Genomic DNA, 22,547 nt, shown 5'->3' on the forward strand with positions numbered 1-22,547 from the left:
TAAAACCTGCACCGCACGTCCGTGCGGTATTTGCAAACGCCGCGAGGCACTTGAATGCACGGTAACATGGAAACCATCCTCAGTGGCGTAAGGACCGCGCCACCGCCACACCCGGAGCGCACCCAAAACGCGCCGTTGGTGTCGGTAATCATGTCGAACTTCAATGGCTCAGCCTTTCTTGAGGCCGCCGTTTCCTCGGTCCTGGGACAGTCACACCAACGGCTCGAACTGATCGTTGTGGACGATGCATCTAAGGATCAAAGTCTGAAAATTCTGCAGCGGTTGGCCGCGTCCGATCACAGGCTGACCCTGATCGCGCTTGATGCCAATGCAGGTCCCGCAAGAGCCCGAAATGCCGCGCTGGATGCCGCGCGAGGGGAATGGATTGCGATAGTAGATGCGGACGACCTCATTCATCCCCGGCGGATTGAGCGTTTGCTTGCCGCCGCCCAGATGGCGGGCGTCGATATGATTGCGGATGATCTGGTAAGTTTTGGTTCTGTAACCGCAGCAGGCCAGACCCTGTTGAAAAATGTGCGGGCTGAGAAGCCGATGCGCATCACCTCTGCTGATTTGATCTACAGTGATACCGTGGGGGCCGGGGAGGGGTCTTTCGGATACCTCAAGCCAATGATCCGCAGCGATGTTCTGGGGCGGCTGCGCTATGACGAAACGCTTCGGATCGGAGAGGACTTTGACCTTTATGCCCGTCTTCTTTTCAGCGGTGCGAACTTTCTGATGCTGACCGATCCGACTTACCTTTACCGGCGGCATACCGGATCGATTTCGCATCGGCTATCGGTGCCCACGGTCGAAAGCCTCATTAACGCGCATGACGCGATGGCAAAGCGTGAGCGCGTTAAACGCGCCGATGATACTGATTTGACGGACGCCCTTGCGTATCGTCGCACGCATCTGGTGCGGGCGTTGCGGTATCAGCATTTGGTAAACGCGATAAAGTCACGCAGAGCGTTGAAGGCGGCGCTGCAGATCACCCGTCATCCGTTCCTGTTGTTCGATCTGGCGGCAAGTCTTGCCGATCGGCTGAGCCGCAGAAGATCCAAAGCGAACCATCGCCCATTGCCTCTGGCACGCACCGTAGTGCTGGCGTCACCGGACCGGATGGCCCTGATCGATGCCCCGCTGGATGCCATTTTGATCCCGGTCGGACCCGAAAGCGGCACTTCACACCGCGCACTGGCTTGCCGGCTTGCCAAGTTGGCGAGCCAGTCGCCGCTCAGCATCGTTGCAGAAGGCCCGGATGGATTGGACAGTCTGGGGTATGTGCCGGGCTGGCACACGGCGCATCTTTTGCTGGATGCAAGCGCAGCCCGCGATGCAATTGTGCCCCCGGGTGTCACACTAGAGGTCTTGCCGGACAGGCACTGATCAAGCGTGGTCCATGGGCAAAAGCAGCCTGATCCCTTGTTTCGGTGCTGCCTCACCTGCCATCGCGCTGAGTTTGAGTTTGTCACGCGCAATCTGATGCGCAATTGGCCAAAGCCGGTCGCGGGCCGCAAAGAGATACCTGATTGCGGCCCAGAATCCTTGGGCGCGGCGCAAGTCCAGAAACATCCGATGATCGCGCTTTCGGCGTACCTCGTCCAGATGCGCCTGCATGGCGCGGGCGAGGTCGGGAGGGTGGCTGCCCATTTCAAGATGTGAGTTGAGCTTGTCAGACAGATGCGCCAATTCCTGCGCCCCGTGTTGCGCGCTGAGCGACGTCTGGCGCACGACTGCGGCATATCCCGGACTGCGCGTGAGGGTCAGCCGCGCACCCGCAAGCAGCATTCTGACATAGAGGTCATAATCCTCACCAAGACGCAGCGACGGGTCATAGCGCAGATTATGGTGATTCAGAAACGCGCGGGACATGATGGGTTTCATAAACCCCAACTCGCCGCGGGCGACCCCAGTTTTGCGCAAATTTCCAAGCACAAACTCTGTCGCACTGAGCGGCGCAAAGGTTGGCCGCGTTGCTGACCAGTTCTGATGCAGGACCTCGTTGAGGTTTTCAGGCGCAACAAAGGCGATGTTATCTGCAACCATTTCGCCCGCCTCGGAGCCAAGCAATCGTCCAAGACGCCCCGGAAGGAACAAATCATCGGAATCCAGAACCGCCACAAATTCCGAAGTCGCGGCATCGATTGCGCGATTGCGCGCCGCGCCGGGCCCCTGATTTCTATCGAACTGGATCACCCGCACGCGCGGGTCGCGCTGCCCCTCATCTTTGGCGACAGCGGACGTCTTATCGCGCGACGCATCATCCACAACAATGACCTCAGCCGTTTCAGGCTCCGACAGCGCAGACCGGATGGCCCGCGCAAGAGTGTCCTGCGCGTTATACGCTGCAATGATGACTGTGACGCTTGGGGTCATAGGTGTCCCGATTGTGAAGCGGGCAAAGGACCCCGCATCCGTGTTCTGGGTAAGGCTAGAGGATGGCGTCGAATTGACCAAGGCTGCAGCGTGGGTCGGACCAAGCATGGGCGCGCTCCCGCCTGCGCGGCGCTGAAATTGCGCGTCCTGCGCCCAGCTGACCTACAGCTAATCCTGATTGGACTGGCGCATATGCACAATTGCGATTGTTCGGGGGTTCAGACGTCGTTTTCAGGTGATACCTTGGTCGAGTGCGGCTTGGGCTTGATCCCTTTGCGACGTTGAGTTGATCGTTTTCGATGAAAGGCAAGTATCGCAACAAGAGCCACATAGGCCAGTTGCACGACGATCACGACACCCAAGACAAAGACCAACAGCTTGCCCGTTTCAAAACCGGCTGCGAGGCCAAAGACCACCGACGCCACAACAGCAATAGTAAAACCAATAACAAAAAACGGAAATCGCATTGCTTCCTCAGTTCCTTTAGCGAGGTCGTAATACCCCCGCATATTCCAACGTTTATAGCGGAGATACTGGCAGCGACCATTGAAATTTGATCACGATTGGGTCTGAATTGCTGGCAGCACAGTCGTTATTGCGGTGAAGATGCGCGGGATACGGTTAATTCTTTATCTATTTTCAGGCACTAAATGGGTAATACGTTTTTCGAATGTTTTTGATGTGGCATCAAATAGGCCTTATGCGGATGTCGCTTGATCCGCAGTGCCGGCACCCTGACCGTAGATAACCACGTGACGAAAGCCGATCAGCGACGCGATTGTGCCAAGATGAAGGGCCCCGCGCAGCAGATTTGCATTGCGCACTGCGGGAAATGGCGATGCGAGGACGGCAAATAAGGCGCAATAAACAACCTTGGCGCATGCGATGGGCAGGCGCACCAATCGCCCACGCGAACCCTTTTGCCCCCGCAAGAGGCTGCCGTGGGTCTGACCCATTCTGAACCGCCGCTTGAACAGCCAGGAAAAACGGGCACGAGACTGCGTAACCGTCTCATTAAGCCATGCGTTTGGCGCAAATGCCAATAAGGCCCCGTCCGCAACGGCGTCTTTAAAAAAAGCAGTATCTTCACCACCCGAGACGCCGCGGTCCAAATCGAACCTGCGTCCTTTGAGAGGGGCGCTGGCCAGATCCATGATAACGTTGCAGCTGTGCCCGGCGATGGGTCGGCCATTCGCCCCGATTTCAGGGATGGTATCGTGAATGCGCAGACGTTGCATCCATCCCGGTGTACCGGGGGGATAGCTTGCGCGGACAGGTCCCACCACAACATCCGCATCCCCTTGCGCCAGGCGCGTGACAAGCAAGTTTAGCCAGTTGGCGGGCGCAAGTTCGTCGTCATCTATGAACGCAAAAATGGGTAATTTCTGGCGGTCCGCCTCTTTCAACGCAGTGTTGCGTGCAATCGAGATATTTGCGGCAGGCGCATGGCGATAGACAACCGAATGGCGCGACTGCGCGGCAAACTTGTCGACGATGTCGCGGGCACTGGGCGCTGTGTCATTATCAACCACGATGATCGACAGGCGCAGGCCGTCGGGAAGCACCTGATTTTCGAGGCTGCGCAGCGTGTCGATCAGGACAGGGCGCTGATAGGTACAAACCCCGACCGCCACGTGGTCGGTAAAGCCGGTAACGGGTATCTGCGTCGAAGGCGGTAAGGCAATCGGTGTGGAGGCACCTTGTTTCACAAACAGCTGCCGCCAGAATCCGGCAGACCAGGCAAGATGCATCGCGGCGGCAATTGGCGCGGCACTTAAGGCGAGCGGATCGCGCCGCGTCAGGCTGAGCTTTGCGGCGGCAATCAGGCAGGCCATCAACCAGATTGCGGCAGGGATACCAAAGACCGGTGACACCGGTGTCAGCGCAACCAGTCCCGCCAGCGGCGCAACTGAGATCATCGCGATTTGGCGCAGGCGGGGCATGATGCCGTGTTTTAGGGTTGTCCGGGCCCGTCCGCGACCAAACTGAAAATACTGCCGGACTAGGGCGGCGATGGTTTTGCGCGGGACATAGTCAAGATGGGTTTCGGATGTCAGCCAGATCCGGTAACGATCTCGAGCCAACCGCAGGTCAAGCTCCGCATCTTCATTATGCGAAAAGCTGCCATCATAGCCCCCCACAGATCGGAAGGCATCCAGCCGAATCAGCGCGTGATGGCCATGATCGACGAACCTTCCTGCTGTTCCAGACCGATGGGCCGATCCGCCGTTGCCCAGACGCGAGTTTTGCGTCACAGCGATGGCGTGCTGCATCGGCGTTGATCCGACGGCGGTCATTGAAACAACGACACTTACTGCGCCTGTTCGACAGGCCTCTGTGAGCAAAACATCCACGTAATCTTCGGGATAGTCTGAGTGGGCATCCAGACGCACCAGCCATTCAAAGCCGGCACCAAAGGTGGCGACGGCAAGGTTGATGCCCGCACTTTGAAGGCGCGCCGGATTGTTCAGCAGCAAGATATCAAATTGCGAGAGCGCGCTGATCCGATCTTTGACGATATCGGGTGTGCCGTCGGTCGAACCACCGTCCACCACCACAAGGCGCGTTGGCGCTGCGTCTTTCTGCCTCCGCGCCAGAAAGGGGGCAAGCCCATCCATAACCTGCCCGATATGGGCCGCCTCGTTCAGTGTTGGCACCACAATCAGAATACCGCTTTGATCCAGATGATGCTGGTACTTCTGCCTGTCCGGTGCGATGCGGTTGACCAGCGCCCGCGCGTCCTGTTCGCTGACCATCCAAGTCTGTGGCGCAACCGCGATCTGTGCCTGCCGCAGGCGACCTATGGCATCGGGATCAAGCGCGGCCAGCGCATCTGTTACGATCGCCACGTTTGCTTTCTCAAGTATGACCCCAATCCCAAGCTCGCGCAGACGTGTTGCAATTTCCGTACCGTCAAGCGCGATCGGGGGCACCTGGTTCATCCCGCTTTCGTACAGCCGATTTGGCAAAAGCCAGTTGGAATTGCTGCCAGTGTCGTATTGATCAACGAGCCAGGCAAGATCGACCTCACCGTACATCCCGGCCAGATCGTCGGGATAGGTATAGCCCCCCCCAAATGACATATCGGGATTGGCGTCGACGATCGTGTGGAAGTCTGGCAACGCGTCGAGCGCTGGTCGGCCGCGCAGCGTGATCCGGTATCGGCCCGGGCGCGCACGCGTCAGCCGGTCAAGGCAATCGAGCGAAAAGGGGCATCTGAGAATACCGAACCAGCCAATGCGCAACGGCCTCGATGGCGCGAAGTCGCTTGGCTTTTGCCCTGTCTCGGCACTTGGCGCGCTTGTCAGCAACACCTTGTTTTCAACAAGCAGAGCGGAGGCAGTGCATTGCCCATAAGCTTCGAAATACGCCCGCAGAAAAGCAGGGGAAGACACGATGAGATTATCAATCCGCTGACACAGCTGACGTTCTATCCAGCGCAGGCTGCGGGCTTTCCACGTCCGCCCGATCAACAGCCGGTGGATATCAAGGACCTCATAGACCAGCGAAATTCGTGTGTCGTTTTGCAGGCGGCGGTGCAGTGGCACGGCCAGTGCAAGCATCTCAAGGTTCCGGCAAAGGATGACATCAGGACGCGGCAGATCCGCGAAGGTCGCGTGAAGTTTTAGTCGCTGTCGCAGGATCGCCAAGACGCGCTGCCCCATTCTGGCATTGTGGGTCTGTCCCAGCACCAGCGCAGGTTCGGGCAGGGCACCGGACCCGCGCCGGAAACCGGCAAGTATGACCTCAGCACCGCCCAGCCGCAGCATTTCAACCCGTCGCCAGACGGCGGGGTCATCAAGATCATGCGCCAGATAAAGGACACGCATCATCGACGCCGCAAGCCTGCTTTGCGCCCGACAATCGGCCTGACTATTTCTTCACTGTCTGTCTTCATTGACCAAACCATCCTTCCGCAGCCAGAATTGTGTGTCGGCCAATGTCAAATCTTGAGCTTTGGGGGTGCGAAAGTCAGCCGATTTTGTCCATTGAATGAGCAAGAATCCCTCCATCAGGTTGATATAACCGTAGGTTGCAATATAATGCCGCGAAACTATACCCTCGATCTGCTTTGCGTGGAGCCGCTGGCGGACTTTCGCTGTGCAATTTTGTCTCAGCTGTTCGTTTGGGGGATGCCGTGTTGGCGGGAAATTGCTGAAAAAGATGCTGCGTGTGCAAAGGGCGGGCGTACAGCTGTGCGTTGTGTTCATGTCCTTCCATCGGCACAAGGCCGGAACAACGCAGAGAACGCATGACCCAGCGCGAACCCCAAGAGATCGTCGAAACCGTCGCCCATGATAGCTATGGCAGCACCGTGGTGCGGGGCAGCCTGTTTACCGCCCTCAGTCAGGGGGTGATGGTTGGCTGTCAGATCGGGTCGGTCATCATCCTGTCGCGGCTGTTGACGGCAACCGATTTTGGTCTGATCGCGATGATTGGGCCGGTCATCGCGTTTCTGTCGATGTTCAAGGAAATGGGCCTGCTGCAGGCTGTCATACAGAAAAAAACGCTGACCTACGGACAACTTAACGCGTTGTTCTGGATCAACATCGGTCTTAGCCTCGCCTTGACGGTCCTTCTGATCATGATGGCTCCCCTGATTGCGCTGTTCTATGAAGAGCCGGATCTGACCTGGCTGATCCGTATCATGGCCCTGAACATGACCATCACGGCGCTGGGCGCGCAGCATTTCGCGCTTCTTAACCGGCAGATGGTATTTGGGCGGATCGCGATAAATGCAAGCGTTGTGGCCCTTTGTACGCTGTCGGTGTCAATTCTGTGGGCACTGGTTTCGCCGACGCCCTGGGCCCTTGTTGCAGGCACTGTTGCGGGTGGCGTTATCGGCACGGTGTTGGTCTGGGTCTGGGTGCCGTGGGTGCCGTCACGCCCCGCAATGGCACCCGGCACCGCCGATCTTGTCGGCTTCGGTGCAGGTGTCACAGGCTTCAAGCTGGCGAATTTCTTTTCACGAAATCTCGACAATATTCTGATTGGCCGGGTCTGGGGCAGCTCGGCACTGGGGTTTTATGACCGCGCCTATAAACTGCTGCTTTTTCCGCTGAACCGCGTGGCACAACCGCTGTCGCAGGTGATGGTGCCGGTCCTGTCACGGATGCAGGACGAACCGCATCGGTATGCCCATGCTTTTTTCCGCGTCTTCGGGATGATGCAGCTTGCAATCCTGCCGGGTGTTGCCGCGATGACCGCGATGGCAGACACCGCCGTTCCTTTTCTCTTGGGCGCACAATGGGCGGACAGCGCACCGATTTTCGCGGCACTTGGCATTGCAGGTCTGGCACAACCTCTGGCAAACCCCACTGGCTGGCTTTTTGTGAGTCAAGGACGCACAACCGAAATGGCGTGGTGGGGCCTCGCTTCTGCGGTGGTCACCTGCGCGGCCTTTGGCTGGGGCGTGCAGTTCGGCGTTCTGGAGCTTGCGATGGCCTATGCAACGGTCACGATAGTGAAGCTCGTTCCGCTTTGGCTTCTTGTTACCAGAAAAGGACCGATCAGGCAGGGCAGCATCCGCAAACGCATCCTGCCCGTTTTTTGTGCAGGGCTTGTTGCCTACGCGTCCATTCTGTTCCTGCGGGACAGTCTGCCCGACCCGGCTTTGCTGAAACTACTGGGTGGAGTCCTGCTTTGTTATGCCGTTTTCGCTGGCTGTCTGACGCTGAGCCCGTTTGGCCGCGAAATCCTCATAGATGTGAAGATGCTCCTTATTAAGGCAGTTAGAAAAATCCGCCAACGCACAACAAAGAGCGTCATATGATCCATTACGCAAAATACAGAGCCGCGCGCCCGCGCACGCACGCCTGCCGCGGAAATCCCGAGGTGGAGGCATGCGAATGGGCCGTTTGAGAGACATCAAAACAAAGCTTGGCTGGCAATTTGCGCCCGCCAGAATGATTGAGGCGTCACACCCCAAGGCCGATCCGGCGCTTGACGATGTTTACATGAAACGCGGTCTTATTCTGATCCACATACCAAAGAACGCTGGTACCTCAGTTGAGGATGCGCTTTTTGATTACCGCGTGCGCCATCGGACCTGGCAGGAGATCAGGGACAGCTGCCCGATGGCGTGGGCAGCGCTTCCCAAACTCGCAATCTTGCGCGATCCGGTGGACCGGTTTCTATCGGCCTATGATTTTTTGAACTCAGGTGGTCGCAATGAGATGGACCGCAGTTTTGGTGCGCGCATGATTGGACAAAAACCAATCGAGATCTTTCTTGAACAGTTTTCGTCGAATAATAGATTTCGGAACACGACCATGGGGTATTTTCATTTCCGCAGGCAGTCTGATTTCATCTGTGACGGAGAGGATGTTATGGTTGATCATCTGATCCCGTTTCATTTGATGGCCGAAGGTCTGGTCAGAATAGCCGGAATACGGCCGCAAGCTTTGGCGCATGCGAATAAAACAACGGGTAAGCGCACGCAGAGATCTGATCTGCCGCAGGCATCTATCGACCAGATCAATCGATTTTACGCGGCAGATGTGGCTCTGTTCGCGAAAGCCTGCGACGTCTGGGATACCGTGGACGGGTTGCACACCAGAGACCGCGGGGCCCTCGGATAATGAAATTGTTTACCAATCTGAGCATCACCAACACGTCACCTCGCGCAGTCAGACTGCGCCAATTTCCAAGGGTTTAAACATGCGTATTCTATTTGCAGGTGGAAATGGCTGGTTGCCCGAAGCCAGCGGAGGCACCCAGAACAGCACGGATCATCTGATCCGCCAGAGCATTGCGCAGGGGCACGATTGCGCCGTTTACTGCGGGTTTTCCGGTCGTGGGGTGTTTGGTTTTCGGATGCGTGTGCAGCGCAAGATGACCGGTCGGCTGTTCAGTGTGGACCGCACTCAGGGCTATGAGGTCATGCGCACGTGGGAACCCCTTGACGAGGAACGGATCGCTGCAGCGGTCCAACGCTTCCAACCCGATGTTGTGGTCATCCAGACTCGTGGCTCTGCTGGTCTGGGGCACAAGTTTGCGAAACTTGGTGTGCCGGTCGTGCTGTATTTGCGCAATGTCGAATTTGAAGAGAACGAAGGGGATGTCAGCACAATTCCAGGCGCGCGTTTTATCGCCAATTCCGATTTTACCGCACAAACCTATCATAAGACCTATGGCGTTGATTGTACGGTGATCACGCCGACAATCGACTTCGATAAATACAGGTGCGAAACCACAAGAGAGTTTGCGACGCTCATCAATATTCATCCCAAAAAAGGCTATGCGGTGGCGCGCGACATGGCGCGTGCCTGTCCGGACATTCCGTTCCTTTTTGTGGAGGCCTGGACCCTGTGGGAGGGCCTGTTCAAAGAGGTCATGGCCGAATTGGACACCTTGCCAAATGTGACCTTCATGCGCCGTACATCGGATATGTCGACGATCTATGGGCGCACGAAAATTTTGCTGGCACCGAGCCAATGGGAGGAAGCCTGGGGGCGCGTCGCCTCAGAGGCGCATTGCAGTGGTATTCCGGTGATTGGCTCTGACCGGGGCGGGCTGGGACAGGCGATCGGGCCGGGTGGTATCGTTCTTGCCCATGACGCGCCGATTGAAGAATGGATTGCAGCGCTCAGGAAGCTGTGGTCCGACGATGCCGCCTATGCAGAGCTGTCTGAACGCGCTGTTGCCTATGCAAAACGCCCAGAGCTTGATTTCCATCGGCAACATGAGACGTTCATGTCCGTACTGCAAAGCGCTGTGCAAGAACCGGACGTGCGCAGCCGTGCATGATGCCTGTATCCAAGGTCAGCACGGAGGCAACATTTGAAAATATGCTTTAGCGTTTCAAGCTTTCCGGCCATTTCGCAGACCTTTGTCACGTCGCAAGTGCTTTATGCGGTGCGGATGGGATATGACGTGACGGTTGCCTGCAAGGTCTTTGATTCAGACACCCCTCTGTCACCCGACGCGCGCGACCTGCTTGATCGGGTGCGTATTGTTGTCTGGCCGCCGCAAAAACCATCCATTCTGCGGATTTTGCCAACCGGCATTTTTGACCGTCTGGTCGCACGGCTGGACCGTATGGCCTGGCGACGCAAGATCGACAGCGATGTGGTCATTGCGCATTTCGGCTACCGCGGTGCGGCGGTGGCAAGGGCGCAACGCGGATGGGCAAAACGCCCGCTTTTAGTGACCGTTTTTCATGGCCGTGATGTCAGCGTGGAATACCAGCGAGATCAAATGGCGCGGTACCGTGATCTGTTTGCCGACGGGGATCTGCATCTGACGGTCAATGCGCCATTCGCCCGGCAACTGATCGACTGTGCAGCACCGGCAGAGCGGGTCGACACGCACCACCTTGGTATCCCGGTCGAACACTATGACTTTGCGCCGCCCGCGACAGGCAAACAGCTGCGTCTCTTGAGTGTCAGCAGGCTTGTGGAAAAGAAGGGGATCAATGTCGCCATCGACGCGCTTGCATTGTTACGCGAAAGCCATCCTGAAATCGACTGGTGTTATGATATCGGCGGTGACGGCCCGCTGGAAACGGAACTGCGGCAACAGGTGGAGCTGGCCGGGCTTCAGGACCGTATCCGTTTCTTGGGGGTTTTGTCGCATGATGATACCCTCAACCGAATATCACATGCTGATGTGCTTCTTGTGCCCAGCGTCACCGCGCATGACGGAGATAAAGAGGGTATTCCCGTCACGTTGATGGAGGCGATGGCACTTGGGACGCCGGTATGTACAACGCGTCATTCCGGCATACCGGAGCTTGTGACCCATGGCGAAACCGGGTTGCTTACAGCGGAACATGACGCAGAGGGATTGCGCGACAACATTCTGGCGCTTGCACTTGATACCGATAAAGCGAAGGTGCTGGCGGCAGCGGCGCGGCGCAAGATTGAACGCGATTTTAACGAAGAACGTCAAAACGCGCAGCTGCTGGAGCGCTGTCAGAGGCTGAGCAATGCCATATTGTGATGTGATCGATATTGTCGGGGTCAGAATGAATGTTCGGGCCCCGCATAGTCTGGCATTTGCTCGCCCCCTAGTCCGCTAATTCAGCGGGGTGTGCTGATACCCTACGCACCCGGCCATCGCTGCGCCGCGGTGTGGGGCGCTATATCCATTTCCGTTTTTGCCTTTCCGTTTTGACATAGCCCCTATGCATTTTTTGCGGGTTGGAAGGTGATGTCGCTAGCGCTATCTCTGCAGTGCGGCATAAATACTGCGCCGCAGCAAATAGAAAGGAAACACACCATGTCAATGGTAACTTCCCAGAATAAAATGTGGTCAAAATCCATCCCCGGCAGCCTACAGGCGTATTTTGCTGACCTGATAATTGCAGCCAAAGTCGCGAAAGCACGCCGTGCCAGATACCGCGAAACCTATTCCGAGTTGAGCGCGCTGTCCGATCGGGACCTTGCCGACATCGGAATTGCCCGGTCATACATCAGGCGGCTTGCTATCGAAGAAAGCATGAAGGTGACAAGCGCGTGACCGACACCGTCAACACCTTGCCCCGATCCGCCCGGCGGAACGCTTTGTTGCCGAGCACTCTTGGGCAGAGCATCGCAGGTTTGACGATGAAATTGGGCAGGGGCGTGAGCCGATTCGTGACAGCCTTGCAGGTCAGCAGAATGGAGTCTGTTTTGCGCGCAATGAGCGACCGTGAGCTTGACGCCATCGGCGTTGAGCGCCGCGATATCACGCAACATGCGCACTATTTGATTGGCTGCTGACTGGGCGAATTTGAATCTGGGGGGAGAAACAAAAGATTGTTCTGCCCCGCTCGAAACTCAGTGTCCAACCCGATGCGGGCTGGCACTGACAGGCACCGGGTTCACGCTCCTCCCAGAGTGTTCCGCGTGCTGAAGATTAACGGTCCTTCCTCCCCGGAACCCGTTATGATCAGGGCTGGCATCCTCACCTCCCCCCAAGGATGCCGGCCCCCTTTTCCGATCAATAATTATGCTGTCAGATCAATGGCTAGTCCGCGACCTTGACCCAAGCCGCGTTGCGTGCACTTGAGCGTTGGCAGGCGTCGATAAAGGCAACTCCCTTCAGCCCGTCCTGCACCGTTGGGAAGAGCACGTCGGCCGGCACATCATTGCCGTCCCGGTGTGCGGTAATGGCATTTGCAGCCTCGGTATAGATGTTCGCGAACCCTTCAAGATATCCTTCGGGATGGCCTGGCGGCACGCGGGTTACGCGGCCCGCTGCACCGCCCGATCCAGCGCCACCGCGCGTGATCAGGCGTCTGGGGGCACCGAACGGCGTGTGCCAGAGTTGATTGGGGTTTTCCTGGGCCCATTCAAGCCCACCCTTGGAGCCGTAAATCCGCAACTTGAGCGCATTTTCATTGCCGGGGGCGACCTGTGACGACCATAGCATGCCCTTTGCGCCCCCATTCCAACGCAGCATGACATGGCAATTGTCATCAACCCGGCGGCCTTCCACAAACGTGTGCATATCAGCGGCCAGCTCAGTCACTTCCAGACCCGAGACGAAACAGGAGAGGTTATAGGCGTGTACACCAATGTCCCCGATGCAGCCTGCCCCAGATTGATCCGGGTCCGTGCGCCACAGCGCCTGTTTGTTCTGTTCGTCTTCGGTCAGCCAATCTTGCGCATATTCGGCCTGAACCATGCGAATGTCGCCCAGATCTCCATGCGCCACCATCTCGCGGGCCTGACGGGCCATGGGATAGCCGGTGTAGTTATGCGTCAGCACGAACAATGCCTCAGACCTTTCCGCCGCTTTCACCAGCTTGCGGGCATCGGCAAGGGTTGAGGTCAGTGGTTTGTCGCAGATTACGTGAATGCCGCGTTTCAGAAACTCGCGGGCCACCGGGTAATGCAGATGATTTGGGGTGACGATGGCCACCGCGTCGATACCGTTTTTCAGGCGGGCCTCACGTTTGGCCATCTCGACATAATGCCCATAGGCACGGTCATCCGTAATGCCCAGATCAGCGGCACTGGCACGTGACTTTTCTGGGGTCGAGCTGAATGCGCCCGCGACCAATTCGAAACGGTCGTCGATGCGGCTGGCGATGCGGTGGACCCCGCCGATAAAGGCATCGCGCCCGCCGCCCACCATGCCAAGCCGGATGCGGCCCGTGTTTTGATCGGAATTTCCAGTGATCGCCATCAGCCCAGCCCCAACATTTTACGGTTTGCCCCTGCATCTGCACCGTCTTGGGTGAAGTCGTCAAACGCCTTTTCGGTCACCCGGATGATATGATCCTTGACGAACTGCGCACCAGAGGTAAACGGCGCGACACAGTTCTCAGCCGGGGTGGTATTTGCCCCACCGACGCAAGGGCATGCCCGCCATAATCATCCCGGTGCGGAAGAGATCATATTTATCATCAAAGCCACAGGCGAGCAGATTGTAGAGGATCATAATGGCGTCTCAGAGACCCGGCAAGTTGGGCCGGGATGCACCATTTCAATTCCTGAAAGCCGGTTTCACGCGACCCAGAACACAGGTACCGAACCGATGGAAATATTCGTGGTGTATTCGCCCACGGGTCCAGAGAAGGTCTTGCGGGATGCGCCCGATTTTCATCTGATCCCAGCCAAGACTGACAAAGGACACTAACGTGGGCACGATGAACTACAGCTTTGATCATTTGGACAGCCTGATGGAGGACGCGGGGCTTGATGCGTTGATGATCACCTCCAAACATAACGTCCAATATCTGTTGGGCGGGCACAAATTCATCTTCTTTTCTGCCATGGATGCCATCGGCCACGGGCGGTACCTGCCTATCCTGATCTATCTGCGGGGGGATAAGGAAAAGACCGCCTATGTTGCCAACACAATGGAAAAAAGCGAGCATGACAACGACCCGTTCTGGGTCCCGCATTCTTATCCGATGGCCTGGGGCAGCGTTGACAGTGTCAAACAGGCCATCGCCCATCTGAACAAAGTTGGCTTTACCACCGGGCGGATCGGCGTCGAACCATCGTTTCTGCCGTCGGATTCTCATGCAGTTCTGATCGACGCTTTGCCGAACACTGCGCTGTTGGATGCAACAGCGGTGATGGAGAACCTGCGCGCGGTCAAATCCCCCGCAGAGCTTGCGATGCTGCGCGAGGCGTCTGAGCGGATCACCGATGCGATGCAGGCGACCATCGCCGCATCTGGCGCGGGCAGTACCAAACACGAGATCATCGAACGCCTGCACCGCGAAGAAACCAATCGTGGTCTGCAGTTCGACTATTGCCTGTTGACCCTGGGGGCCAGCCACAATCGCGCCGGATCGGACCAGGCCTGGGCAGAAGGCGAGGTGCTGTCGATTGATTCAGGTGGCAATCTGGACGGCTATATTGGTGACATCTGCCGGATGGGCGTTCTAGGCGAACCAGACGCTGAATTGGTTGATCTGCTGGGTGAGATTGAGGAAATTCAACAAGCGGCCTTTGCCAAAGTGAAAGCAGGGGCACCCGGTGCCGCCCTGATTGCCGCAGGGCAGGCGGCGCTGGCGCGGCAACCGCATAAAGATCTCACAGACTTCTTTGGCCATGGCATGGGTCTGGTCAGCCATGAAGCCCCGTTCTTGTTGACCAATCATCCGGTTGCTTACGAAGGGCGCGATGCAGACACGCCCCTGAAGTCAGGGATGGTGCTGTCGACTGAGACCCATATGCTGCATCCGAAACGCGGTTTTATCAAACTCGAAGACACATTGACCGTGACAGAGACCGGATACGAAATGTTCGGCACGCAAGGCCGTGACTGGAATGTGGGAGGCACGGCATAACGGGGCTTGCTGGGCACTGCTCATCGCGCGACAATGGCGGCCAGCAAGAGGAGTGCGCCATGATCCGCCATCATGTGTATATGAATTCAAACGGTCATTTGGACGGTCTTTCAGGGTGCAGAGGGGAGCGACGCCTATCTGGTGCATCCCCTTCAACTCGGCGTTGGGGCGCATCTGGTGGCGCAAATTAAGGGCGCGGCTGGGGGCGTCTTTGTCTGTGATGTCGAAATATGACGTTTCAGCAAAGTAAGACACTTCTCTCAAAGCTGTTTGATGCGGCAATTCTTGCTGCGGCTCCGCACGGCGCGTTGCAAGGGAACTTGCCCGCAAAACCCAAGGGCCGTGTGGTGGTTGTCGGCGCTGGCAAAGGCGTCGCACAATTGGCCGCAGCACTTGAGGATATGTGGGATGGCCCGATCAGCGGTGTGGTGGTCACAAGGTATGGCTACGCCGCCCCATGCAAGGTCATTCGCGTGCTCGAAGCGTCGCATCCAGTGCCCGATCAGGCTGGGGTTGGTGCCGCATCTGAAATCCTCAAGGCGGTGTCGGACCTTGGCAAAGATGATCTGGTGATCGCGCTGATCTGTGGCGGCGGCTCTGCCTTGTTGCCCGCACCACCCGATGGGTTCACGCTGGAGGATGAACAGGACCTCAACAAATCCCTGCTTGCCTCAGGCGCGCCCATTGGCGTGATGAACGCGATCCGCAAACACTTCAGTCAGATCAAAGGCGGGCGACTGGCGCAGGCGGCCTATCCTGCAAAGGTGGTCAGTTTGGTGGTGTCTGACGTTCCCGGTGATGATCCTGCCCAGGTCGCCTCTGGACCGACCGTGCCGGATGCAATTGATGGGTTGGCGGCTGCCGCGTTGGTCAAGAGCTACAGCATTGATTTGCCGCCACGGATAGCTGCGTTTATCAGCACCCCGTCGGCGCGCGCACCAAAGCCCGATGACGCCTGTTTTGCACAAAATGAGGTGAAAGTGATCGCATCTGCAGCGCTTTCGCTGAAAGCCGCCGCACAGGTTGCTGCCAAAGCAGGTTATACCCCTGTCATTCTGTCAGACGCCATCGAAGGCGAAGCACGCGAGATTGGCCTGATGCACGCTGCCATTGCGCGGCACGTAGTGCAGAAAGATACGCCATTTGCCAAACCTGTGGCGATCCTGTCAGGGGGCGAAACCACGGTGACGTTACGCGGCACGGGCAAGGGGGGCCGTAACACCGAATTTCTGCTCGCATTTGCGCGTTGCATCGCCGGGCTTTCAGGGGTGGTGGCCATGGCCGCAGATACCGACGGCATAGACGGGTCCGAAGACAACGCCGGGGCCTTTGCCGACGGCACCACAGCGCCCCGGTTGTTGGCCGCTGGGATGGACCCGATGGCGATACTGTCGGCCAATGATGCATGGAGCGCGTTTGATGCGTTGGGCGATTTGTTTGTCCCGGGGCCGACCGGGACAAACGTCAATGATTTTCGCGCCATCCTGATATCAAAAGACGCAGGCTCCTGACCACCCCCAAGGGCCGCCCCCGGCTTATCAGGTTTCTTTTTTGTCGTTCACTATGGTCATCTGTGCCAATCCGCTTTGGCCCAGATCGACCTTGGCAAACGGCCCGCCATGACACATCTGGCCGGGGTCGGTGACGTCGACAGGACCGTCTTCGGCCAATACGTCATTCGCAAATTGTTCGGCGTTGTCTTTGGGCCGATACCCCAGAAACGATGCCTTGGCGTTGTCCACCGGGCAGCGATCATTGTTGGACACGCCGTAAATGATGCTGAACCCAACCGAGGGCGTATCAACCGCCCGCGTCACAAGCTGGATCAGATCATCATATGACAACCACGATCCCAAGGCGCGGGAATTGTTCACCTGTGCTGCTGACAGAATGCGCAGATGCACGGATTCCATCTGGCGCTTGTCCCAGTACATGCTGCCCAGATCCTCGGTAAAGCATTTCGCCAAACCATAAAACGTATCCGGGCGATGGGGCGCGTCGATGCCAATGAAATCGGCCTTTTTGTGCATGCCCACCGCGTGGATCGACGACGCATAAACGATGCGGCGCACACCGTGTTGATACCCTGCTTCCCAAATGTTGTAGGAGCCGATGAAATTGGGCCCAAGCAATTCCTCAAAGGGTTTTTCGTCCACAATGGCCCCGAAATGCACAACCATATCCGCGCCTTCCAGCAGCGGCTTGATCTGGTCCATCTCGGCCAGGTCTGCTTTTTCGTAGCGCTCACCGTCATAGAGTTTGCCAATATCATCGGCGATATCGGTGCTAAGCAGCTCGTCGCACATCGCGGCCAGTGGTTCGCGCAAGTATGACCCCAAACGTCCCGCAGCCCCGGTCAAAACCAGTTTCTTCAGTTTCATATCTCTATTCCGTCCATTGCAATTTCAAATCAATTTACCGCGCACATGGGACAACAAGGTATCGGCCCCCCGCGCCAGCAGCCCTGCATCCGATCCGCAGGCCACAAAGCTGAACCCATCGTTCAGCAATTCAGCGGCAAAATCCGGATTGGACACCAGGGTGCCCACCGGCATGCCCCGTTCCATCAGCTTGCGCGCCGCAGGGCGGATCAGCGCCCAGATGTCGGCGTGCATCGGATTGCCCAGTATCCCCATGTCCGCGCCGATGTCGGCAGGACCAAAGAATATCCCATCCACGCCATCAACACTCGCAAAATCCACCGCTTTTTCCACCGCCTGTATTGTTTCAAGCTGAATCAGGATCGCCGTCTGGTTTTCGACTTCGGTATAATAATCCGTCACCCGGCCAAATTTATTGCCGCGCATGGTGCCTGCGACGCCGCGCACGCCGCGTGGTGGATAGCGGCACGCAGCAACAGCAGCACGGGCTTCCTCGACCGACTGAACCATCGGAAACAACAGCCCCGGCACCCCCAGATCAAGCAGGCGCTTGACCTTGACCGCATCGTTCCAGTCGGGCCGCACGATCGCCGTTGTATCACTTGCCGCAAAGGCCTGAAGTTGGCCCAAAAGTGGCCCCAACTCATTGGGACTGTGTTCCATATCCAGCAGCGCCCAGTCATATCCGGCGGGCGCAACCGCTTCGGCGGCATATCCATGGCTGAGTGATATCCACAGCCCGACCTGTTGCTGGCCTTTCCTGATCGCCTCCAGAAACCGATTTGTTGCAAGCTTCATATCACCGCCTTTTCCACAAGCATTTCGCCCCTTTCGATCCGTTCATAATTGAACGGGCTCAGATCAAGCGCGCGGTATTCACCATAGGTAATCAGCTCGGCCATGCCGCGCCCGATGGCCGGGGATTGTTGTAACCCGTGGCCGGAAAACCCGTTGAGACAGGCAAAGTTTTTGACCGACGTATGCATGCCCAAAATCGCATTCTGATCCAGAGTGTTATAGGCGTAATGTCCGACCCATTCATTCATGACCTTGACCTGTTCAAAGGCAGGCACGCGGGTCGCAATGATCGGCCATACCTTTTCCTGCCATAGCGCATGGTCAAATTCAAAGTCGTCATAGACCACATCCGGGTCAATGTCGGGTGGGCATCCGGCGAGGTAATATTTACCCTCTGATCGCATGTGCACTCCGGAGGGATCAATTGTCAGCGGCAAGACACCGTCGAGCGCATTGGCCGCATCAAAGAGGTAACTGTACCTTTTGCGCGCCACCACGGGCAGGGTGATGCCCGCCATCTGCGCCGTAGCTGCAGCACGCGGGCCAGAGCAGTTTGCAACCACGCCACAGCTGATCACCATGCCAGATTTCAGCGTGACCGCGTCCACCGCGGATTTGGCCGCATTCAGGGTCATCCCGATGACCTCATCATGGATGTATTCAACGCCATTTCGACGCGCCATGCGTTTGAACCAGTCAAACATCGTCCCGCCATCAAAATAGCCTTCGTCTACTGTGTTGTGATTGGCGGCGATGATGTCATCAAGCTGATAAAACGGATAAGCGGCGGCAATTTCATCGCGGCTCATATGACGGGTATGCGCACCAAGGGAGGATTGGATTTGCTGGGCGTCGCGCAATGTCGCGGCAAACGCGGGCGTGTCGGCCAGATATAAATAGCCAAAGCTTTGCAGCGCCAAGTGTGGCACATCCGGATCGCCGCCCATTTGGGTGCGGAAATCCTTGATAAAGGCTGCCCCGAATTGCGAGATCTGGATGTTGGTACGGTTGCTGAACTGCTGGCGGATGCACGAATTTGTGTGGCTGGTTGAGGCAAAGGTGTAACTTGGGTCACGTTCCACCACCAATATGGACCCGTCAAAACCCGCTGTGTTGGTCAGCCACCACGCCAGCGACGAGCCATAAATCGCCCCGCCGACAATCACGACATCATAAGATTTGGCTGATGGTCCGCTCATTTTGATCTCTTTTTAACAATCGGCCCATTGGCGCGTTCGGGCATTGGACTGTCAACCGAAACTGAAACGGCAAAGGGCGTGGTGATCGCGCGTTCAACCATCTGCAACCGGTCCTGACCGTAAAACATATCACCCCTGACAAAATAGGTCGGTGATCCGAACACACCTCGCCCAATGGCTTCATCCGTGTTGGCGCGATGCTGGGTCTGAACGGGTTCCGAGATCGCCGAATCCAGAAGTGCCGTTCCATCCAGTCCTGATCCATCGGCCAATGCCCGCAGCGTTTCCTCATCAGCAATATCAGCGTCATCGCGCCAATGGGCCTGTAGAATGGCCTGGCTCAGAACATCCGCATCCGTACCGCTGGCGATGATCATCCCATTGGCCAATGCCAGCGGGTTGTCATGATAGGTGGGCCGGTGCCGGATCATCGGAAGATCGCGCCACTCGGCCCACCGCACCAACTCGCGGCCAAAGAAATAGTTGATGTGGCTAGGGGTGCGGTCGCGAAATGTCTTGCCACCCGCCGCCGCCATGACAGGCGCAAAATCAAACGGGCGATGTTGAACGATCCAGCCGGTTTGATTGGCAATCCGCGCCAATTCCCAGGCACCCAGATAGGCATAAGCCGAATGGGCGGCATAGAAATATTCGATAATGCCGTCCTTAGCCATGGGCCAGTTTCCTCGCGTCATGCGCCATCAGCGCAATCACCTGCCGCATCATATCGCTGTTCTTGGGGTTTGATGCGTTGCCATCGAGCCCTCGTTTCAAGACCCCCTGAAGGATCGCGAGCAGACGAAAATATGAAAACACGACGTAGAATTTCCAATTCTGAGGTCGCGCAATTCCGCGCCGTTCGCAATATTGATCGACATAAGCGTCCTCAGATGGCAATCCGATCTCGGCCCGGTCCACCCCCGCCAGTCCGCGAAAATGCCCGGCATGGGGCAATCGCCAATGCATACATTGATAGGCCAGATCAGCCAGCGGATGCCCCAGCGTTGACAACTCCCAATCCAACAGGGCCGCGACGTTCTCGGCATCTGGCGCAAAGATCATATTATCGATGCGATAATCCCCATGCACGATGGCGCTGGCCCCATCGTCGGCCACCATATTGGCGGCCAACCAGTCCATCACCCAATCTGCATCTGGCAATTTATCTGTTTCGGCATCGCGGTATTGCCCGGACCATCGGCCCACCTGACGTTCAAAGTAATTGCCGGGTTTGCCAAAATCGCCAAGACCCACCTGAACCGGATCGACCGAATGCAGGGCCGCCAGCGTCGCATTCATCGCATCATAGATCCGCGCCCGCGCAGGTCTGTCCAGTTCCAGCAGGGCGGGATCCCAGAAAATACGCCCCTGCACCATGTCCATGACAAAGAACTGCGTGCCCATCGGGCTGTCATCACCGGAAAGATGCAGCACCTCTGGCACCGCAACATCTGTATCCGCCAATGCCTGCATGACGCGGTATTCCCGGTCCACCGCATGGGCCGATTTCAACAATTTGCCGGGCGGCTTGGCCCGCAGCACAAATTGGCGCGTCCCGGACGTGATCTTGTAGGTTGGGTTCGATTGGCCATCCGAAAACTTGTCAATGGCATCCAGCGCACCAAACCCCGGCACATGCGCCGCCAGATAGCGCTCCAACGTACCGTGGTCGTAGTTATGCACCTGACGTTCCCCTCAATGCCCATGGACAAGCTGCTGCAATCTAAGCAAGTCTGCGCAGGAGGGGAAAGCCCCGTATTGCGCCAACCCAGAGGAAGACAGAGATGAATTTCGAAATGCGTCCCGAAAATCGCGAACTGCTTGACCGGGTCACAGCGATGATACGCGACGAGGTGATACCGCTTGAAGAGGCGTACCACGCCGAAATCAACAAGGGTGACCGTTGGACCTATACCGACAGGCAGGCGGATATCCTTGAAGGGCTAAAGGCCAAAGCCAAAGCCGCCGGGTTGTGGAATTTCTGGCTTACCGACAGCGAAAAAGGGTTTGGGCTCAGCACTGTGGAATATGCGCTCTTTGCTGAGGAAATGGGCAAGACGCCGCTTGGGGCCGAGGTATTCAATTGCTCCGCGCCCGACACCGGCAACATGGAGGTATTTGAGCGCTACGGGACCGAAGCCATGAAAGAAAAATGGCTGTCTCAACTGCTCGACGGCCGCATCCGCTCTGCCTATCTGATGACAGAACCCGATGTGGCAAGCTCTGATGCGACGAACATCCGCATGTCCTGCGTGCGTGATGGCGACGACTATGTCTTGAACGGCGAAAAATGGTGGGCCTCCGGCGCGGGTGATCCGCGCTGCAAGGTCTATATCGTCATGGTCAAAACGGGCGCTGACGACCTGCCCAAACACAACCGTCAGTCAATGATTGTGGTCGATGCAGCGACCCCCGGCATCGAAATCCTGCGCCCGATGCAGGTCTATGGCCATGACGACGCGCCCCACGGGCATATGCACATCCGCTTTAGCAATGTGCGCGTGCCTGCCGAAAACCTGCTGCTGGGCGAAGGACGCGGGTTTGAAATCGCGCAAGGCCGCCTTGGCCCCGGTCGTATCCATCATTGCATGCGTGCCATCGGTCAGGCCGAAGCAGCGCTGGAATTGATGTGCCGCCGCTCATTGGACCGCGAGGCCTTTGGCAAACCATTGGCAAGTCTGGGGGCGAATTATGACATCATTGCAGAATGCCGGATGGAGATCGAAATGGCCCGGCTTTTGTGTCTCAAGGCCGCGTGGTTCATGGATCAGGGCGACAAACGCGCCGCGGCCCCCTGGATCAGCCAGATCAAGGTGATTGCCCCGCGTATGGCGCTAAAGGTGATCGACGAGGCAGTGCAAATGCACGGGGCGCAAGGGATATCTCAGGACACGCCGCTGGCACATGCCTGGACCCATGTGCGCACGCTGCGTCTGGCCGACGGCCCGGACGCTGTGCACCGCCGTCAGGTCGCGCGGGCGGAACTGAAACGATATACCCAACAAAAGGTCTGAATACCCAACAATAGGTCTGACACGGCTGAACCGATGGTCTTTT

The 22,547-nt window shown here is 57.3% G+C and carries 19 protein-coding genes and 1 pseudogene; 10 read left to right on the top strand and 10 right to left on the bottom strand.

Going from position 1 to position 22,547, the window contains the following annotated elements; genetic code table 11:
• Positions 1–66: 66 nt before the first annotated feature.
• Positions 67–1,389 (top strand): glycosyltransferase, encoded by a 1,323-nt coding sequence (locus tag C1J02_RS05960; RefSeq protein ID WP_162798252.1) that lies wholly within the window; start codon positions 67–69, stop codon positions 1,387–1,389.
• On the opposite strand, the gene C1J02_RS05965 is transcribed toward C1J02_RS05960, so the two are convergent.
• From C1J02_RS05965 to C1J02_RS21130, 3 genes are all read right to left on the bottom strand, one after another.
• Positions 1,390–2,487 carry a glycosyltransferase family 2 protein gene (locus C1J02_RS05965; protein ID WP_114877765.1) on the bottom strand — a complete coding sequence of 366 codons (1,098 nt, stop codon included), beginning with the start codon at positions 2,485–2,487 and terminating at the stop codon, positions 1,390–1,392.
• 110 nt (positions 2,488–2,597) lie between these two features.
• Positions 2,598–2,846, bottom strand: a complete 249-nt coding sequence (locus C1J02_RS05970) for a hypothetical protein (protein WP_114877766.1) — start codon at positions 2,844–2,846, stop codon at positions 2,598–2,600.
• Positions 2,847–3,077: 231 nt separating this feature from the next.
• Positions 3,078–6,212: a glycosyltransferase gene (locus C1J02_RS21130; RefSeq protein ID WP_254693217.1), complete on the bottom strand. Its 3,135-nt coding sequence runs from the start codon at positions 6,210–6,212 to the stop codon at positions 3,078–3,080.
• Positions 6,213–6,631: 419 nt separating this feature from the next.
• Between C1J02_RS21130 and C1J02_RS05990 the strand changes: the two genes are divergently transcribed.
• The 5 genes from C1J02_RS05990 (at position 6,632) to C1J02_RS06010 (ending at position 11,841) form a co-directional block, all read left to right on the top strand.
• On the top strand, positions 6,632–8,152 hold the full coding sequence (locus C1J02_RS05990) for a lipopolysaccharide biosynthesis protein (protein ID WP_114877768.1): 1,521 nt from the start codon (positions 6,632–6,634) through the stop codon (positions 8,150–8,152).
• A 76-nt stretch (positions 8,153–8,228) separates the two neighbouring features.
• Positions 8,229–8,960: a sulfotransferase family 2 domain-containing protein gene (locus tag C1J02_RS05995; protein ID WP_162798253.1), complete on the top strand. Its 732-nt coding sequence runs from the start codon at positions 8,229–8,231 to the stop codon at positions 8,958–8,960.
• Positions 8,961–9,039: 79 nt separating this feature from the next.
• Entirely contained in the window at positions 9,040–10,128 is a 1,089-nt protein-coding gene (locus tag C1J02_RS06000; protein ID WP_114877770.1) for a glycosyltransferase, read from the top strand.
• A 33-nt stretch (positions 10,129–10,161) separates the two neighbouring features.
• Positions 10,162–11,322, top strand: a complete 1,161-nt coding sequence (locus tag C1J02_RS06005) for a glycosyltransferase (RefSeq protein WP_162798254.1) — start codon at positions 10,162–10,164, stop codon at positions 11,320–11,322.
• A 279-nt stretch (positions 11,323–11,601) separates the two neighbouring features.
• The gene (locus C1J02_RS06010) at positions 11,602–11,841 is read left to right on the top strand and encodes a DUF1127 domain-containing protein (RefSeq protein WP_254693218.1); all 240 of its coding nucleotides are present in this window, start codon (positions 11,602–11,604) and stop codon (positions 11,839–11,841) included.
• 489 nt (positions 11,842–12,330) lie between these two features.
• On the opposite strand, the gene C1J02_RS06020 is transcribed toward C1J02_RS06010, so the two are convergent.
• Positions 12,331–13,494, bottom strand: a complete 1,164-nt coding sequence (locus C1J02_RS06020; RefSeq protein ID WP_114877774.1) for a Gfo/Idh/MocA family protein — start codon at positions 13,492–13,494, stop codon at positions 12,331–12,333.
• Positions 13,494–13,607: pseudogene (locus tag C1J02_RS21135) on the bottom strand (sugar phosphate isomerase/epimerase); the annotation flags it as partial. The pseudogene C1J02_RS21135 and the gene C1J02_RS06020, both read right to left, overlap by 1 nt.
• 34 nt (positions 13,608–13,641) lie before the next feature.
• Here C1J02_RS21135 and C1J02_RS06030 point away from each other — a divergent pair.
• The 3 genes from C1J02_RS06030 (at position 13,642) to C1J02_RS06040 (ending at position 16,623) form a co-directional block, all read left to right on the top strand.
• Positions 13,642–13,947 (top strand): cupin domain-containing protein, encoded by a 306-nt coding sequence (locus C1J02_RS06030; protein WP_254693271.1) that lies wholly within the window; start codon positions 13,642–13,644, stop codon positions 13,945–13,947.
• Between the two features lie 10 nt (positions 13,948–13,957).
• Positions 13,958–15,112 carry a Xaa-Pro peptidase family protein gene (locus C1J02_RS06035; protein WP_114880403.1) on the top strand — a complete coding sequence of 385 codons (1,155 nt, stop codon included), beginning with the start codon at positions 13,958–13,960 and terminating at the stop codon, positions 15,110–15,112.
• Between the two features lie 230 nt (positions 15,113–15,342).
• Positions 15,343–16,623, top strand: a complete 1,281-nt coding sequence (locus tag C1J02_RS06040; RefSeq protein WP_114877776.1) for a glycerate kinase — start codon at positions 15,343–15,345, stop codon at positions 16,621–16,623.
• 27 nt (positions 16,624–16,650) lie between these two features.
• On the opposite strand, the gene C1J02_RS06045 is transcribed toward C1J02_RS06040, so the two are convergent.
• Genes C1J02_RS06045 through C1J02_RS06065 form a run of 5 tightly spaced genes read right to left on the bottom strand, consistent with a single transcriptional unit; the run spans position 16,651 to position 21,173 of the window.
• Positions 16,651–17,493 (bottom strand): NAD(P)-dependent oxidoreductase, encoded by an 843-nt coding sequence (locus C1J02_RS06045; protein ID WP_114877777.1) that lies wholly within the window; start codon positions 17,491–17,493, stop codon positions 16,651–16,653.
• A gap of 24 nt (positions 17,494–17,517) precedes the next feature.
• Entirely contained in the window at positions 17,518–18,291 is a 774-nt protein-coding gene (locus C1J02_RS06050) for an HpcH/HpaI aldolase/citrate lyase family protein (RefSeq protein ID WP_114877778.1), read from the bottom strand.
• Complete coding sequence (locus tag C1J02_RS06055) at positions 18,288–19,490, bottom strand: FAD-binding oxidoreductase (RefSeq protein ID WP_114877779.1); 1,203 nt, start codon at positions 19,488–19,490, stop codon at positions 18,288–18,290. The genes C1J02_RS06050 and C1J02_RS06055 overlap by 4 nt, the downstream gene beginning before the upstream one ends.
• The gene (locus C1J02_RS06060) at positions 19,487–20,164 is read right to left on the bottom strand and encodes a 2-hydroxychromene-2-carboxylate isomerase (RefSeq protein ID WP_114877780.1); all 678 of its coding nucleotides are present in this window, start codon (positions 20,162–20,164) and stop codon (positions 19,487–19,489) included. Before C1J02_RS06060 ends, C1J02_RS06055 begins: the two co-directional genes overlap by 4 nt.
• Complete coding sequence (locus C1J02_RS06065) at positions 20,157–21,173, bottom strand: phosphotransferase family protein (RefSeq protein WP_114877781.1); 1,017 nt, start codon at positions 21,171–21,173, stop codon at positions 20,157–20,159. The genes C1J02_RS06060 and C1J02_RS06065 overlap by 8 nt, the downstream gene beginning before the upstream one ends.
• 101 nt (positions 21,174–21,274) lie before the next feature.
• Between C1J02_RS06065 and C1J02_RS06070 the strand changes: the two genes are divergently transcribed.
• Positions 21,275–22,504 carry an acyl-CoA dehydrogenase family protein gene (locus C1J02_RS06070; RefSeq protein ID WP_114877782.1) on the top strand — a complete coding sequence of 410 codons (1,230 nt, stop codon included), beginning with the start codon at positions 21,275–21,277 and terminating at the stop codon, positions 22,502–22,504.
• Positions 22,505–22,547 lie beyond the last annotated feature (43 nt).

This window comes from Sulfitobacter sp. SK011 (assembly GCF_003352065.1).
Taxonomy (GTDB): Bacteria; Pseudomonadota; Alphaproteobacteria; order Rhodobacterales; family Rhodobacteraceae; genus Sulfitobacter.

What these genes read in the sequence shown, in the direction of transcription:
- C1J02_RS05965 (WP_114877765.1), bottom strand. Translation starts at nt 2,487, where the DNA reads ATGCTTGGTCCGACCCACGCTGCAGCCTTGGTCAATTCGACGCCATCC.
- C1J02_RS06040 (WP_114877776.1), top strand. Translation starts at nt 15,343, where the DNA reads ATGACGTTTCAGCAAAGTAAGACACTTCTCTCAAAGCTGTTTGATGCG.
- C1J02_RS06045 (WP_114877777.1), bottom strand. Translation starts at nt 17,493, where the DNA reads ATGAAACTGAAGAAACTGGTTTTGACCGGGGCTGCGGGACGTTTGGGG.
- C1J02_RS05960 (WP_162798252.1), top strand. Translation starts at nt 67, where the DNA reads ATGGAAACCATCCTCAGTGGCGTAAGGACCGCGCCACCGCCACACCCG.
- C1J02_RS06010 (WP_254693218.1), top strand. Translation starts at nt 11,602, where the DNA reads ATGTCAATGGTAACTTCCCAGAATAAAATGTGGTCAAAATCCATCCCC.
- C1J02_RS05995 (WP_162798253.1), top strand. Translation starts at nt 8,229, where the DNA reads ATGGGCCGTTTGAGAGACATCAAAACAAAGCTTGGCTGGCAATTTGCG.
- C1J02_RS06070 (WP_114877782.1), top strand. Translation starts at nt 21,275, where the DNA reads ATGAATTTCGAAATGCGTCCCGAAAATCGCGAACTGCTTGACCGGGTC.
- C1J02_RS21130 (WP_254693217.1), bottom strand. Translation starts at nt 6,212, where the DNA reads ATGATGCGTGTCCTTTATCTGGCGCATGATCTTGATGACCCCGCCGTC.
- C1J02_RS06055 (WP_114877779.1), bottom strand. Translation starts at nt 19,490, where the DNA reads ATGAGCGGACCATCAGCCAAATCTTATGATGTCGTGATTGTCGGCGGG.
- C1J02_RS06060 (WP_114877780.1), bottom strand. Translation starts at nt 20,164, where the DNA reads ATGGCTAAGGACGGCATTATCGAATATTTCTATGCCGCCCATTCGGCT.
- C1J02_RS06035 (WP_114880403.1), top strand. Translation starts at nt 13,958, where the DNA reads ATGAACTACAGCTTTGATCATTTGGACAGCCTGATGGAGGACGCGGGG.
- C1J02_RS06020 (WP_114877774.1), bottom strand. Translation starts at nt 13,494, where the DNA reads ATGGCGATCACTGGAAATTCCGATCAAAACACGGGCCGCATCCGGCTT.
- C1J02_RS05970 (WP_114877766.1), bottom strand. Translation starts at nt 2,846, where the DNA reads ATGCGATTTCCGTTTTTTGTTATTGGTTTTACTATTGCTGTTGTGGCG.
- C1J02_RS05990 (WP_114877768.1), top strand. Translation starts at nt 6,632, where the DNA reads ATGACCCAGCGCGAACCCCAAGAGATCGTCGAAACCGTCGCCCATGAT.
- C1J02_RS06000 (WP_114877770.1), top strand. Translation starts at nt 9,040, where the DNA reads ATGCGTATTCTATTTGCAGGTGGAAATGGCTGGTTGCCCGAAGCCAGC.
- C1J02_RS06050 (WP_114877778.1), bottom strand. Translation starts at nt 18,291, where the DNA reads ATGAAGCTTGCAACAAATCGGTTTCTGGAGGCGATCAGGAAAGGCCAG.